Origin of the sequence: Streptomyces maremycinicus, assembly GCF_001184025.1 — a bacterium.
In the GTDB taxonomy this organism is placed as follows: Bacteria; Actinomycetota; Actinomycetes; order Streptomycetales; family Streptomycetaceae; genus Streptomyces; species Streptomyces maremycinicus.
The window spans coordinates 458,926-472,484 of record NZ_BBYG01000016.1; the positions used below are offsets into that span (position 1 = coordinate 458,926).

Sequence of the window (13,559 nt, forward strand, 5' to 3'; positions counted from 1 at the left end):
CGTCGGCGGGCCCGGGACAGGGCGAGCGAAGGGGCGAGCGATGGGGACGCAGACCGTGGCGGCGGCGCGGGCCGGGGACACCGGGCCCCGCGGCGGTCGGGTGGTCGTCGACTGGCTGACCACCACCGACCACAAGAAGATCGGCCACCTCTACCTGATCACGTCCTTCGCCTTCTTCCTCGTCGGCGGGGTCATGGCGCTGCTGATGCGGGCCGAACTCGCCCGGCCGGGGCTCCAGATCGTGGACAACAACCAGTTCAACCAGCTGTTCACGATGCACGGCACGATCATGCTGCTGCTGTTCGCGACCCCGTCCTTCGCGGGCTTCGCCAACGAGCTGATGCCGCTCCAGATCGGCGCCCCGGACGTGGCCTTCCCGCGGCTGAACATGCTCTCGTACTGGCTGTTCCTGTTCGGCGGGCTGACCGTGCTCGGCTCGCTGCTGACACCGGACGGCGCGGCGGCCTTCGGCTGGTTCGCCTACGCGCCGCTGAACAGCGGGCAGTTCTCGCCGGGGATCGGGCCCGACCTGTGGATCATGGGCCTGGCCCTGGCCGGCTTCGGCACGATCCTCGGCGCGGTCAACTTCGTCACCACGATCATCGGGATGCGCGCGCCCGGTATGACGATGTTCCGGATGCCGATCTTCACCTGGAACACGCTCTTCACGTCGATCCTGATCCTGATGGCGTTCCCGGTGCTGGCGGCCGCGCTGCTGGTGCTGGAGGCGGACCGGCGGTTCGGTTCGCAGGTGTTCGAGGCGGCCAACGGCGGGGCGCTGCTGTGGCAGCACCTGTTCTGGTTCTTCGGGCATCCCGAGGTCTACATCATCGCGCTGCCGTTCTTCGGGATCATCACCGAGATCATCCCGGTCTTCAGCCGCAAGCCGATCTTCGGCTACCTCACCCTGGTCGGCGCGACGATGGCGATCACCGGGCTGTCGATCGTGGTGTGGGCGCACCACATGTTCGTCACGGGCGCGGTGCTGCTGCCGTTCTTCTCCCTGATGAGCTTCCTGATCGCCGTCCCCACGGGCGTGAAGTTCTTCAACTGGACCGGGACCATGATCAAGGGCTCGATCTCCTTCGAGACGCCGATGCTGTGGGCCACCGGGTTCCTGGTGACGTTCCTGTTCGGTGGTCTGACCGGGGTGATCCTGGCGTCGCCGCCGATGGACTTCCACGTCTCCGACTCGTACTTCGTGGTCGCCCACTTCCACTACGTCGTCTTCGGCACGGTCGTCTTCGCGATCTTCGGCGGCTTCTTCTTCTGGTGGCCCAAGTTCACCGGCAAGCTGCTCGACGAGCGGCTCGGGAAGATCCAGTTCTGGACGCTGTTCGTCGGCTTCCACACCACGTTCCTGGTGCAGCACTGGCTGGGCGCCGAGGGCATGCCGCGCCGGTACGCGGACTATCTCGCCGCCGACGGGTTCACCGCGCTCAACACCCTCTCGACGATCGGCTCGTTCCTGCTGGGGCTGTCCACCCTGCCCTTCCTCTACAACGTCTGGAAGACCGCCAAGTACGGCACCAGGGTGGAGGTGGACGACCCCTGGGGCTTCGGCCGTTCGCTGGAGTGGGCGACCTCCTGCCCGCCGCCCCGGCACAACTTCACGACGCTGCCGAGGATCCGCTCGGAGTCCCCGGCGTTCGACCTGCGCTATCCGGAGTACGCGGCCGAGATCCCGCAGCCCGAGCCAAAGCGCCATCAAGCCGGTCACGAGCCGTCCTGATCGCCTCGATCAGCTCCACGGGCTCCAGCACCTCGAACTCGAAGCCCGCCATCATCACGTGGATCACCATCACGTCCAGGCTCGCGGCGCCGGTGCGCAGCACACAGGCCCGGTCGCCGTCGGGCTCCAGCGTCCCGGCCGAGGGCGAGATCCGCTCGGCGGCCTCGGCCAGCGGCACGAACAGCCGGACGGTGGCACGGGTGGCGTACGCGCGCGTGGAGACGCCCCGCGAGACATAGGCGGCGAGGTCCTCGGCGGGCGGCTCGCGCGGGGTGAAGCGCGGCCCGTGCGGCGGCCTCGGCGTGAGCCGGTCCACACGGAACGTGCGCCAGTCGGCGCGGTCCACGTCCCAGGCCACCAGGTACCAGCGGCGCTCGGTGCACACCAGGCGGTGCGGTTCGACGGTGCGGCGGGTCGCCGTACCGTCGTGCCCCCGGTAGTCGAAGCGCAGCCGTTCGGCGTCCCGGCACAGATGCGCGATCTCGGTGAGGACGGCCGGGTCCACGGCGGAGGACCGCGGGCCGCGCAGCATCGGCACGGTGAAGGCGTTCAGCGCGCCCACCCGGCGCCGCAGCCGGTGCGGCAGCACCTGTTCCAGCTTCGCCAGGGCCCGTACGGAGGTCTCGCCGATGCCCTCGATGCCCTGCCCGGCGGCCGTCCGCAGCCCCACCGCCACGGCGACGGCCTCGTCGTCGTCCAGCAGCAGCGGCGGCAGCTCGGCGCCGGCGCCGAGCTGGTAGCCCCCGCCGGTGCCGGGGCTGGCGTTGACCGGATAGCCCAGCTCCCGCAGCCGGTCCACGTCCCGGCGCACCGTGCGCGCGGTGACACCCAGCCGGTCGGCGAGCTGGGCGCCCGACCACTCACGGTGGGCCTGGAGCAGGGACAGCAGGCGCAGCAGTCGGGCGGAGGTCTCCAGCATGCGCCCAGTGTGTCCCACGAGGCTGAGGGGCCCCACCCGGCCGTCCCGCCGGACGGGGCCACCGTGGCCCGGAGCGGGAGCGGCTCAGAGCGTGAGGCGCTGTCCGGGCACGATCAGGTCGGGGTCGCCGCCGACGACGGCCTCGTTGGCGGCGTAGACCCGCTGCCAGGTCAGCCCGTGGCGGGCCGCGATGGTGCTGAGGGTGTCACCCGCGCGGACGGTGTAGTCACCCCGGCCGGTGCCGCGCGAGGTCTGGCCGGTGGGGCGGTCCGGGGCGTTCGAGGAGCCCGACCGCGCGGAGTTCGCGCTGCCGGAGTCCGCGGCACCCGGCGCCGAGCCGCCCGGCTTCGACGAACCGGAGCGCGACGAACCGGACTTCGAGGAGCCCGACTTGGCGGAGGACCCGGCGGCGCCCGACCCGGAGGAGGACGATCCGGCCCCGGGTGCGCTGCCGGACGCCCCGGCGCGCGCCGAGCAGGTCGGCCACGCGCCCCACCCCTGGGCGTTCTGCACCTTGGTGGCGACGGAGATCTGCTGTGCCTTGCTGGCCTTGTCGGCGGTCGGCGCATAGGCGGTGCCGCCGTACGCGCGCCAGGTACCGGCGGAGAACTGGAGCCCGCCGTAGTAGCCGTTGCCGGTGTTGATCGACCAGTTGCCACCGCTCTCGCACTGGGCGATGCGGTCCCACACCCCGCTGTCGGCCGCCGAGGCGCTGCCGGTCGCGGAGAGCAGTCCGAGGGGGGCGAGCAGGATCGCCCCGGCGAGGACCGCCGTCTTGCGCGACGAGGTGCGGGTGTGGATATCGGCACATTCGGACATGTAGATCCCTCTCTACGGACCCGGGCTCCCCCTGGCCGGACGGTGGCGATCGCGCAGGGACGCGGTCGACACGCCTGGCCCCGTCCGTCGGCGGTGGTGCTGCGCGGTGTCTGGCTCTGCGCGGCCGGCGGACGTACCCGAGCGGTGCTCGTTGCACACGGCGGAGGAATCTAGGCAGCAGAGGGACCGATATCAACCAACTCCCCGTCTTCCCAGGCCAGTTGGCAGTTACCGTAGGTAGCGGCGATTTCCGGCCACCTACTTCGTTCCCTCATTTCCTGATTTGTCGACCAGAGCCCCGAGCGGACTGTGAGTCAGCTCACCGGATCAACTTCCGTGACCTCTCCGTTACTTGACTTGGAGTGGCGGATTCCGCACGCATCGTGACCCCGCGCGCAGGACGGTTCGATTCCGTTCGCCTTCCGGCGTGACCCCGGCCACAGATCGCCCGTTGTCTCTTCATGAGCCGGGGACCGCCCGGACCACGAGCCGGGGGCCACCCGCCTCGCCCAAGCACCGCATCCGAGGGAGTCACCCGTGCCGCGCATGCTCGACGTCAGCGACGAGGTACGCGCCGAGATCGGCAACGAAGAAGCCGACCGGCTGCTCGCCGGAGACAACGCCCCTGGCAGTTACGACTGCACGTCCTGCCGCACCCCGGGCGACTCCGAGAACGAGCGCACCAGCACCGTCCTGTTCATCGGGGACGAGACCGCCGTCCTCGCCTTCGCCCACTCCACCTGCCTGCCCTCGCAGGTCGTCCAGGTCACCGAGGAGCAGCTCCAGGGCGCCGTCCGCTCCATCAGCGGCGACACCGTCGACCTGGACCCCGACAAGGTCGCGCCCGAGCAGGCCGTGCTCGGCGTCACGAGCGGACTCGTCCTGATCGCCGGGGAGTTGCACCCGGCCCTGGTCGTCGAGCCGACCGCGCCCATCGTGCGGCCCGGTACCACCGGCGCCGGGGACGACTTCCTGCCGCTGCTCATCGAGCAGGGCTTCATGCCGCTGTCCGAGCTGACCGAGGTGCCGCCGGTGCAGCACGGCTGGTCCGTCCTGCTCGCGATGGGCCAGCTGCACGCGGTGCTCCAGCCCTCGGCCAACGGCGGCCAGCCGGTCGCCTGGTGGCAGGCGCACCAGCCGCTCCAGGTGACGGAGGGCTGGCGGGCCGCCGCCAACAAGCACCAGCAGGTGCTGATGTTCGCGGCGCCGGTGGGCTCCATCGGGCGTCAGCCCCGGGAGGACCTGCTGCGCGACGCGCTGGACAAGGCCGCGGCCAACGGGCAGTTGGTCGGCGCGGCGCTTCCGCTGGCCGGCACCTGAGGCAGCGCCACGGGCGGGGACTGCGGTCGTACGGCGGCTCGACGGCCGTCCGCGGACGCAGCCCCGCGCCCCTGAGGAGCGCCTGCCGGGCCGCATCCCTTCCCGTGCCGCGTCGTTTGGACATACGTGCACACCTACGACGTTCCCCGCCGCCCGTCCTTCCAGTCGATCCCGTCCGCTCGACCGGCCCAGGACGCGTCCGGCGGCCCATCGGCCACGCCGATCTACGACGCGCTCTACGCCGAGTACGTCAAGACGTTCCGTTCACTGCCGGGCGATCGCAGCGGCGAGGACGAACTGGGGTTCACCGCCTTCGGGAACATCCCGCACAACCACCGGCCGAGTTCCTACCCGGCGCCCCGCCCGGGGTCGTTCAGCAGCTCCTACAGCGCGTACAGCGCGGGGGCGCAGAGCGCGCGGGTCGGACAGCAGTCGCAGTGGCAGCGGGTCGGGCCGCTCGGCCAGCAGCCCGCGTCGACCACGACGCAGCACGTCCCGGCGGCACTTCCGCCGGCCCCCCGCAGAACCTTCTGAGCACTGATAACGGCTGGAGGGCGGCACCCATGACGGGTGCCGCCCTCCAGCCGTGTCGCCGTTACTTCTTCTTGTTCGTGCCGCGCTTCTCGCGCACCCGCACCGAGATGTGGATCGGGGTGCCCTCGAAGCCGAACTCCTCGCGCAGCCGGCGCTCGATGAAGCGCCGGTAGCCCGCCTCGATGAACCCGGAGGCGAAGAGGACGAACCGCGGGGGCTTGGTCCCGGCCTGGGTGCCGAAGAGGATGCGCGGCTGCTTGCCGCCGCGGACCGGGTGCGGGTGGGCGGCGACCAGCTCGCCCAGGAAGGCGTTGAGACGGCCCGTCGGGACGCGGGTCTCCCAGCCGGCCAGGGCGGCCTCGATCGCCGGGACCAGCTTCTCCATGTGCCGGCCGGTGCGCGCCGAGACGTTCACCCGGGGCGCCCAGGCGACCTGGGCGAACTCGGTCTCGATCTCCCGCTCCAGGTAGTAGCGGCGCTCCTCGTCGAGGGTGTCCCACTTGTTGTAGGCGATGACCAGGGCGCGGCCCGCGTCGACGGCCATGGTGACGATGCGCTGGTCCTGCACCGAGATGGACTCGGAGGCGTCGATCAGGATGACCGCCACCTCGGCCTTCTCCACGGCGGCCGCGGTACGCAGCGAGGCGTAGTAGTCGGCGCCCTGCTGGAGGTGGACGCGCTTGCGGATGCCCGCCGTGTCGACGAACTTCCAGGTCACGCCGCCGAGTTCGATCAGCTCGTCGACCGGGTCGCGGGTGGTGCCCGCGATCTCGTTGACGACGACGCGCTCCTCGTTGGCCACCTTGTTCAGCAGCGAGGACTTGCCGACGTTCGGGCGGCCGATGAGCGCGATGCGGCGCGGGCCGCCGACGGCGGTGCCGAAGGTCTGCGCGGGGGCCTCCGGCAGCGCCTCCAGGACGGCGTCCAGCATGTCGCCGGTGCCGCGGCCGTGCAGCGCGGAGATCGGGTGCGGCTCGCCGAGGCCCAGGGACCACAGGGCGGTCGCGTCGGCCTCGCCGCTCAGACCGTCGACCTTGTTGGCGGCCAGTACCACGGGCTTGCCGGCCTTGCGCAGCAGCCGGACGACCGCCTCGTCGGTGTCGGTCGCGCCGACCTTGGCGTCGACGACGAAGACGACGGCGTCGGCGGCCTCGATCGCGTACTCGGCCTGGGCGGCCACGGAGGCGTCGATGCCGAGGACGTCCTGCTCCCAGCCGCCGGTGTCGACGAGCTTGAAGCGTCGGCCCGACCACTCGGCCTCGTAGGTGACGCGGTCGCGGGTGACGCCCGGCTTGTCCTCGACGACGGCCTCGCGGCGGCCGATGATGCGGTTCACCAGAGTCGACTTGCCGACGTTCGGGCGGCCGATGACGGCGAGCACCGGGAGCGGCCCGTGCCCCGCGGCCTCGATCGCCCCCTCGACGTCCTCGATGTCGAAGCCCTCGACGGCGGCGAGCTCCATGAACTCCGCGTACTCGGCGTCGCCGAGCGCCCCGTGATCGTGCTCGAAGGCTTCCGAGCCGTCGGGCTGGATGTGGTCGTTCATGAAGTCCGTACCTCGTCGTTCATTCGTGGTGATCGGTGGAGCAGCCGTTTTGTTCGGTTTGATCCACTACTCGGTATTCAGTGTCGCTCAGCGCCCGGTCAGGCGCCTGGCGTTTTCCAGGTGTGCGGCCAGTTGTTTCTGGATGCGTTCGGTGGCCGCGTCCAGCGCCCTGCGGGTCCGCAGCCCGCTGCCGTCGCCCGCGTCGAACGGCTCGCCGAAGACGACGTCGACGCGGGAGCGCAGCGGGGGCAGTGCCTTGATCAACCGTCCGCGGCGCTCGGAACTTCCCAGCACGGCGACGGGCACGATCGGTGCCCCGCCGCGCACCGCGAAGTACGCGAGCCCGGCGCGCAGCGCGGCGAAGTCGCCCTCGCCGCGGGTGCCCTCCGGGAAGATCCCGAGGACCCCGCCGCTCTCCAGCACGCCCAGCGCGCGGGTGATGGCCGCCCGGTCGGTGGTGTCACGGTCGACCTTGAGCTGGCCGATGGCGGTCAGGAACGGGTCGAGCGGGCCGATGAACGCTTCCTTCTTGATCAGGAAGTGCGTCGGCCGGGGCGCCACGCCCATCACCATCGGGCCGTCGACGTTGTGCGAGTGGTTGATCGCGAAGATCAGCGGGCCGCTCGCCGGCACCTTCCAGGCACCCAGCACCCGCGGCCTGAACAGCCCGTACATCAGGCCGACGCCGATGCGCCGCCCGACCTCGGCGCCCTTCTCCGAGGGCACGGGAGCCGTACTCACTTCGCGGCCCGCTTCTCCTCGACGAGGGTGACGACGCACTCGATGACCTGGGCCAGCGTCAGCTCGGTGGTGTCCACCTCGACGGCGTCGTCCGCCTTGGCGAGCGGGGAGGTCTTGCGGGAGGAGTCGGCCGCGTCCCGCTTGATCAGCGCCTCGCGGGTGCTGCGGACGTCCGCGCCCTTCAGCTCGCCGCTGCGCCGGGCGGCACGCGCCTCCGGGGAGGCGGTGAGGAAGATCTTCAGGTCGGCGTCGGGCAGCACGGTCGTACCGATGTCCCGGCCCTCGACGACGATCCCCCGCTCGGTGGCGGCCGCCAGCGAGCGCTGGAGCTCGGTGATCCGGGCCCGCACCTCCGGAACCGCGCTCACCGCGCTCACCTTGGCGGTGACCTCCTGGGTGCGGATCGGTCCGGCCACGTCGACGCCGTCGACGGTGATCGTCGGGGCGGCCGGGTCGGTGCCGGAGAGGATCTCCGGCTTGCCCGCGACGGCGGCGATCGCCGTGGGGTCCTCGATGTCGATCCCGTTGGTCACCATCCACCACGTGATCGCCCGGTACTGGGCGCCGGTGTCCAGGTAGCTCAGCCCGAGCCGGGCGGCGACGGCCTTGGACGTGCTCGACTTGCCCGTGCCCGAGGGGCCGTCGATGGCGACAATCACGGGCTGGGCGGCGCCGTTTTCCACGGGGGGACACCTTCCTGGTGCGAGGCGGTGGGTGTGCGGGACGCGACCGCGCCCCGCACAAGGTTACCGGCCGCGCGTCACTCGTCCGGCCGGTACCTGGTCCGCGCCGGGCGCCCGGGGCCGTGGAACGCCCTACTGCCGGATCGCCCAGCCCCTCTCGCGCAGCGCCGAGGACAGCACCACCGCGGACTTCGGCTCGACCATCAGCTGCACCAGACCCGCCTGCTGCCCGGTCGCGTGCTCGATGCGGACGTCCTCGATGTTGACGCCCGCCTGTCCCGCGTCCGCGAAGATGCGGGCCAGCTGACCGGGCTGGTCGTCGATGAGCACCGCCACCACCTCGTACGCCCGCGGAGCGGCTCCGTGCTTGCCGGGGACGCGGACCTGGCCCGCGTTGCCGCGGCGCAGCACGTCCTGGACGCCGTCGGCGCCCGCCCGGCGCTTGACGTCGTCGGAGGACTGGAGGGAGCGCAGGGAGCGGACCGTCTCCTCCAGGTCGGCGGCGACGTCGGTGAGCAGGTCGGCGACCGGCCCCGGGTTCGCGGACAGGATGTCGATCCACATGCCGGGGTCGGAGGCGGCGATCCGGGTGACGTCCCGGATGCCCTGCCCGCACAGCCGTACGGCGGCCTCCTCGGCGTGCTCCAGCCGCGCCGCGACCATGCTGGAGACCAGGTGCGGCATGTGGGAGACCAGCGCCACCGCGCGGTCGTGGGCGTCGGCGTCCATGACCACCGGGACGGCACGGCAGTGCGAGACCAGCTCCAGGGCGAGGTTCAGCACCTCGGTGTCGGTGTCCCGGGTCGGCGTCAGCACCCAGGGGCGGCCCTCGAAGAGGTCGCCGGTCGCGGCCAGCGGGCCCGACTTCTCCCGGCCGGACATGGGGTGGCTGCCGATGTACGCCGACAGGTCGAGGCCGAGGGCCTCCAGCTCCCGGCGCGGCCCGCCCTTCACGCTGGCCACGTCGAGGTAGCCGCGGGCCACCCCGCGGCGCATGGCGTCGGCGAGCACGCCGGCCACGTGCGCGGGCGGCGCGGCGACGATCGCGAGGTCCACCGGGCCCTCGGGCTCCGCGTCGGTGCCGGCGCCGAGCGCCGCCGCCGTCCGGGCCTGTCCCGGGTCGTGGTCGGTGAGGTGCACGACGACGCCCCGCTGGGCGAGGGCCAGCGCGGCGGACGTGCCGATCAGCCCGGTCCCGATGACGAGCGCGGTCCTCACTGGGCGATGTCCCTGCGCAGGGCGGCCGCGGCACCGAGGTAGACGTGGTTGATGTCGGCGCGCGCCTTGTCGGACTCGACGTGCGCGAGGATACGCACGACCCGCGGCATGGCGCCCGCGATGTCGAGTTCCTGGGCGCAGATCAGCGGCACGTCGACGATGCCGAGCTTGCGGGCCGCGGCCGCCGGGAAGTCGCTGTGCAGGTCGGGCGTGGCAGTGAACCAGATGCTGATCAGGTCGTCGGCCGCGAGCGAGTTCCGCTCCAGGACGGCGGTGAGCAGGGCTCCGACCTGCTCGTCCATGTGGCCGGCCTCGTCCCGCTCGAGTTGGACGGCTCCCCGGACCGCTCGTACCGCCACGGCGCTGCTCCTTGCTGACGTACCGACTGCCGACTACGGCTCCTGACGCAGCCAGCCTAGTCAGCCCGCGCCGGTCCGGGGCGTGCCGCCCGCGTGCCGAGACGGGAACGCCTCCGTACGCCCTTTACTGCGGGTGCGGCCTGCGCTCTCATGACACTCTGACGGCAGGACACCCGCATCGGGGAAGGCCCGACATGAAGCGTCCAGGACCCCTGCTCACCCTTCTCGCGGGACTGGTGCTCGGCCTGTTCCTGCTGACGCTCAACGCGACCACGGGGACGAGGACGGCGTCGTCCTCGTACGAGGAGAGTTCGCCGAGCCCGGCCCCCGTCGCGAGCACGGCCTCCCCCGCACCCACGCACACCCCGTCCCCCTCCCGGGTGCCGGCCGTCGACGCCGACTACGCCGGCCGCACGGACGACGACGCCGCGTCGGTCGCCGTCTCGGTCGACGACGGCAAGGCGATCGCGTACTACTGCGACGGGCGCACGGAGGAGTCCTGGCTCAAGGGCGACGTCGAGGACGACGGCACGCTGCGGCTCACCGGCAAGGACGGCGCGAAGCTCGACGGCACCCTCGAGGACGGCGAGCGCGTCGAGGGCTCGGTGACCGTGGGCGGCGGCCGGCACGCCTTCTCGGCGGACCGGGCGACGAAGCCGTCCGGCCTGTGGCGGGCGACGGCCACCGTGCGCTCCGCGAAGATCGACGGCGGCTGGATCGTGCTGAAGGACGGCACCCAGGTGGGCATCGTCACCCGCGACGGCAAGCCCTCCCCCGCGCCCCGCATCGACCCGGAGACCGGCGCGGTGACGGTCGACGGACAGCAGCTCACGGCCCGTCCCGCCACGCCCTGACCCCTTCGAGCAGGGAGCCATCATGACCGTCGACCCGAACGCCGCCACCCAGGGTTTCCCCGGCCCCGAGCCCGCGCGGCACGACCCGGGTGCGGCCCGCTATCTGGTCCCGGCGCTGGTCGCCGCCGCCGTGGCGGTCGTCCTCGGCGTGTACGGCAAGGTCCACGACCCGGCCGGGACGGCCTTCAACCTGGCCGGCTTCAGCAGCACGGGCGCGGTCAAGTCCTGGCTGGCGACGGCCGCGATGTTCTTCGCGCTGGTCCAGCTCGTCTCGGCCGCGATGCTGTACGGCAGGCTGCCGGGGCCCGCCTGGTCCGGCACGCTGCACCGCTGGTCGGGCCGCGCCGCCTTCCTCGTCGCGGTCCCGGTTGCGGTGCACTGCCTGTACGCGCTTGGCTGGCAGACGTACGAAACGCGCGTGATGTGGCACTCCCTCCTGGGTTGCTTCTTCTTCGGCGCATTCAGTGCCAAGATGCTGCTGCTCCGTTCGGAGCGACTCCCGGGGTGGCTGCTGCCGATCGTCGGCGGGCTCGTCCTCGCCGTACTCACGGTCATCTGGCTGACCTCGGCCCTCTGGTTCTTCCGCACGTTCGGAGTGACGACATGACCCTCCCCGCGACACGGCGCACGGTTCTCCTGGCGACGGGCGGCGTGGCAGCCGCGCTCGCCACGGGCTGCGGCGAGTACGGCAACGAGGACGACACCTCGTCCGAGCAGTCCCCCAAGGCCTCCGCCGGCCAGGAGCTGGCGAAGACCACCGACATCCCCCTCGGCGGCGGCAAGATCTTCGCGGAGGAGAAGGTCGTCGTCACCCAGCCGACGAAGGACGACTTCAAGGCGTTCTCCGCGGTCTGCACCCACCAGGGCTGCACCGTCGGCAGCGTCGCCGACGGCATGATCCACTGCCCCTGCCACAAGAGCGAGTTCCGCATCGCCGACGGCTCGGTGGCCGGTGGCCCGGCGACGAAGCCCCTGCCCGCGGAGCAGATCACGGTCCAGGGCACTTCGATCAAGCTGGCCTGAGCCCGGGGAGGGCCACCGGCACCGGAGCGCGGGTCACTGGTCCCAGAGCGCGCCGAGCGTCACCAGCTCCCCCTGGTACTCGATCCGGTCCGCCCACTCCCTCGGCCAGGCGTCGGCCCCGGCGTACGCGCCCGCGAAGGCGCCGGTCAGACAGGCGATGGAGTCGGAGTCCCCGGAGGAGCAGGCGGCCCGGCGCAGCGCGGTCACCGGCTCGTCGGGGAAGAGCAGGAAGCACAGCAGACCGGTCGCCAGGGCCTCCTCGGCGATCCACCCGGCCCCGGTGGCGAGGCACGGGTCGTTCTCGGGCGCGGGGTCGCGCAGGGTCTCCTGGAGGCGGTCCAGCACACCGAGGCACTCGTCCCAGCCACGCGCGATGAAGTGCTCCGGGCCGGGGTCCTGGCTGCGGGTCCACAGGTCGCCGAGCCAGCGGTGGTGGTAGCGGGAGCGGTTGTCGACGGCGTAGGCCCGCAGGAGGCCGACCAGGGCGGCCGGCTCGGCGCCCTGGGTGAGCAGCCGTACGGCGTGGGCGGTGAGGTCGGAGGCGGCGAGCGCGGTGGGGTGCCCGTGGGTGAGGGCGGACTGGAGCTGGGCGGCCCCGGCCCGCTGCTCCTCGCTGAGCCCGGGGACGAGGCCGACGGGGGCCACCCGCATGTTGGCCCCACAGCCCTTGGAACCGATCTGGCTCGCGTCCCGCCAGTCGCGCCTGTCGTCCTTGAGCAGATTGCACGCGGTCAGGCAGGTCCGCCCGGGGGCACGGTTGTTGTCCGGCGACTGGTACCAGTCCACGAACTCCGCGCGCAGCGGCCGCGTCAGGGACGTCGGCACGAGCAGCCCCCGGTCCATGGCCGTCCGCAGGGCGCGCCCCACGGCGAGGGTCATCTGGGTGTCGTCGGAGACGAACGCGCGCTTCGGCAGGTCCATGTCCCGCCAGGGCCCGCACTTGGCGAGGATCGACGGAACGTCGTCGAACTCGGTGGGATACCCGAGCGCGTCCCCCAGCGCGAGTCCCAGCAGGGACCCGGTGGCCCGCTTCCTGACGGTGGTCGAGGTGGTCATGCGGATCGTCCTTCCCGGGGCGGTCGCAGCAGGGGCGGGTGGAGCGCGGTGGCGGCGCCCGCCCGGTAGAGGGCGGCGGGCTTGCCGCGGCCGCCGGTGAGGCGCGCGCCACCGGGCACGGGCTCGACGAAGCCCGGGGTGGCCAGCACCTTGCGGCGGAAGTTGGGCCGGTCCAGGCCGGTCCCCCACACCGTCTCGTAGACCTGCCGGAGCTCGCCGAGGGTGAACTCCGGCGGGCAGAAGGCCGTGGCGAGGCAGGTGTACTCGAGCTTGGCGCCGACCCGGTCGTGGGCGTCGGCCAGGATCCGGTCGTGGTCGAAGGCGAGCTGCTTCGCGTCGTCGTACGGCAGCCAGCGCGCCCGGGCCGCGTCGCCGCCGCCCGTCGGCTCGGGGGCGTCGGGCAGCAGCGCGGCGAAGGCGACGGACACGACCCGCATCCGGGGGTCGCGGCCGGGTTCGCTGTAGGTGCGCAGCTGCTCGAGGTGCAGTCCGGAGACGTCCTTCAGGCCGGTCTCCTCGGCGAGTTCCCGCCGGGCGGCGGTCTCGGCGGACTCGTCCGGCCGCACGAATCCCCCCGGCAGCGCCCACCGGCCGGCGTACGGCTCCTGGCCGCGCTCGACGAGCAGCACGTGCAGGCTGCCCGCGCGCAGCGTGAGGACGGCGAGGTCGACGGTGACGGCGAAGGGTTCGTGGGCGTACTTGTCGTAACCCCGCACGACGAACACCCCCTTTTAATAGTCACCACGACTATAAAA

The 13,559-nt window shown here is 72.2% G+C and carries 14 protein-coding genes and 1 pseudogene; 6 read left to right on the plus strand and 9 right to left on the minus strand.

The window, feature by feature from the left end; all coding sequences use genetic code 11:
* Positions 1 to 40 precede the first annotated feature (40 nt).
* Positions 41 to 1,612: pseudogene (gene ctaD, locus AOQ37_RS25305) on the plus strand (aa3-type cytochrome oxidase subunit I); the annotation flags it as partial.
* Here ctaD and AOQ37_RS38990 read toward each other — a convergent pair.
* Both AOQ37_RS38990 and AOQ37_RS25310 read right to left on the minus strand, forming a co-directional pair.
* A complete protein-coding gene (locus AOQ37_RS38990; RefSeq protein WP_078890344.1) occupies positions 1,611 to 2,651 on the minus strand; it encodes a helix-turn-helix transcriptional regulator in 1,041 nt (346 codons plus the stop codon). The pseudogene ctaD and the gene AOQ37_RS38990 sit on opposite strands and share 2 nt — an antisense overlap.
* 84 nt (positions 2,652 to 2,735) lie before the next feature.
* A complete protein-coding gene (locus AOQ37_RS25310) occupies positions 2,736 to 3,470 on the minus strand; it encodes a LysM peptidoglycan-binding domain-containing protein (protein WP_062647146.1) in 735 nt (244 codons plus the stop codon).
* A gap of 537 nt (positions 3,471 to 4,007) precedes the next feature.
* On the opposite strand from AOQ37_RS25310, the gene AOQ37_RS25315 reads away from it, so the two are divergent.
* Together AOQ37_RS25315 and AOQ37_RS25320 are read left to right on the plus strand one after the other, a co-directional pair.
* The gene (locus tag AOQ37_RS25315) at positions 4,008 to 4,790 is read left to right on the plus strand and encodes a DUF8842 C-terminal domain-containing protein (RefSeq protein ID WP_062647148.1); all 783 of its coding nucleotides are present in this window, start codon (positions 4,008 to 4,010) and stop codon (positions 4,788 to 4,790) included.
* A gap of 126 nt (positions 4,791 to 4,916) precedes the next feature.
* Positions 4,917 to 5,324 carry a hypothetical protein gene (locus tag AOQ37_RS25320; protein ID WP_062647150.1) on the plus strand — a complete coding sequence of 136 codons (408 nt, stop codon included), beginning with the start codon at positions 4,917 to 4,919 and terminating at the stop codon, positions 5,322 to 5,324.
* A gap of 61 nt (positions 5,325 to 5,385) precedes the next feature.
* Here AOQ37_RS25320 and der read toward each other — a convergent pair whose 3' ends face one another.
* The 5 genes from der to aroH all read right to left on the minus strand — a co-directional run bounded on the left by der (position 5,386) and on the right by aroH (position 9,871).
* Entirely contained in the window at positions 5,386 to 6,870 is a 1,485-nt protein-coding gene (gene der, locus AOQ37_RS25325; protein WP_062647152.1) for a ribosome biogenesis GTPase Der, read from the minus strand.
* Between the two features lie 87 nt (positions 6,871 to 6,957).
* Positions 6,958 to 7,611, minus strand: a complete 654-nt coding sequence (locus tag AOQ37_RS25330) for a lysophospholipid acyltransferase family protein (protein WP_234436997.1) — start codon at positions 7,609 to 7,611, stop codon at positions 6,958 to 6,960.
* On the minus strand, positions 7,608 to 8,294 hold the full coding sequence (cmk, locus tag AOQ37_RS25335) for a (d)CMP kinase (protein ID WP_062647154.1): 687 nt from the start codon (positions 8,292 to 8,294) through the stop codon (positions 7,608 to 7,610). The genes AOQ37_RS25330 and cmk overlap by 4 nt, the downstream gene beginning before the upstream one ends.
* Before the next feature lie 132 nt (positions 8,295 to 8,426).
* Positions 8,427 to 9,512, minus strand: a complete 1,086-nt coding sequence (locus AOQ37_RS25340; RefSeq protein ID WP_062647156.1) for a prephenate dehydrogenase — start codon at positions 9,510 to 9,512, stop codon at positions 8,427 to 8,429.
* Entirely contained in the window at positions 9,509 to 9,871 is a 363-nt protein-coding gene (aroH, locus tag AOQ37_RS25345; protein ID WP_062647158.1) for a chorismate mutase, read from the minus strand. The genes AOQ37_RS25340 and aroH overlap by 4 nt, the downstream gene beginning before the upstream one ends.
* A gap of 194 nt (positions 9,872 to 10,065) precedes the next feature.
* Here aroH and AOQ37_RS25350 point away from each other — a divergent pair, with 194 nt between their 5' ends.
* The 3 genes from AOQ37_RS25350 to AOQ37_RS25360 are packed head-to-tail and all read left to right on the plus strand — an operon-like array spanning position 10,066 to position 11,748.
* Positions 10,066 to 10,725 (plus strand): hypothetical protein, encoded by a 660-nt coding sequence (locus tag AOQ37_RS25350; protein ID WP_062647159.1) that lies wholly within the window; start codon positions 10,066 to 10,068, stop codon positions 10,723 to 10,725.
* 22 nt (positions 10,726 to 10,747) lie between these two features.
* Positions 10,748 to 11,332: a DUF6529 family protein gene (locus tag AOQ37_RS25355; RefSeq protein ID WP_062647161.1), complete on the plus strand. Its 585-nt coding sequence runs from the start codon at positions 10,748 to 10,750 to the stop codon at positions 11,330 to 11,332.
* A complete protein-coding gene (locus AOQ37_RS25360; protein ID WP_062647163.1) occupies positions 11,329 to 11,748 on the plus strand; it encodes a Rieske (2Fe-2S) protein in 420 nt (139 codons plus the stop codon). The genes AOQ37_RS25355 and AOQ37_RS25360 overlap by 4 nt, the downstream gene beginning before the upstream one ends.
* A gap of 33 nt (positions 11,749 to 11,781) precedes the next feature.
* Here the strand turns inward: AOQ37_RS25360 and AOQ37_RS25365 are convergent, their stop codons facing one another.
* Entirely contained in the window at positions 11,782 to 12,804 is a 1,023-nt protein-coding gene (locus AOQ37_RS25365) for an ADP-ribosylglycohydrolase family protein (protein WP_062647164.1), read from the minus strand.
* On the minus strand, positions 12,801 to 13,520 hold the full coding sequence (locus tag AOQ37_RS25370; protein ID WP_062647251.1) for an NUDIX hydrolase: 720 nt from the start codon (positions 13,518 to 13,520) through the stop codon (positions 12,801 to 12,803). The genes AOQ37_RS25365 and AOQ37_RS25370 overlap by 4 nt, the downstream gene beginning before the upstream one ends.
* Positions 13,521 to 13,559: the final 39 nt, after the last annotated feature.

Bases quoted from the DNA above. Each gene is read 5' to 3' on its own strand.
- AOQ37_RS38990 (WP_078890344.1), bottom strand. From the start codon at position 2,651: ATGCTGGAGACCTCCGCCCGACTGCTGCGCCTGCTGTCCCTGCTCCAG.
- AOQ37_RS25310 (WP_062647146.1), bottom strand. From the start codon at position 3,470: ATGTCCGAATGTGCCGATATCCACACCCGCACCTCGTCGCGCAAGACG.
- der (WP_062647152.1), bottom strand. From the start codon at position 6,870: ATGAACGACCACATCCAGCCCGACGGCTCGGAAGCCTTCGAGCACGAT.
- AOQ37_RS25350 (WP_062647159.1), top strand. From the start codon at position 10,066: ATGAAGCGTCCAGGACCCCTGCTCACCCTTCTCGCGGGACTGGTGCTC.
- AOQ37_RS25355 (WP_062647161.1), top strand. From the start codon at position 10,748: ATGACCGTCGACCCGAACGCCGCCACCCAGGGTTTCCCCGGCCCCGAG.
- AOQ37_RS25360 (WP_062647163.1), top strand. From the start codon at position 11,329: ATGACCCTCCCCGCGACACGGCGCACGGTTCTCCTGGCGACGGGCGGC.
- AOQ37_RS25365 (WP_062647164.1), bottom strand. From the start codon at position 12,804: ATGACCACCTCGACCACCGTCAGGAAGCGGGCCACCGGGTCCCTGCTG.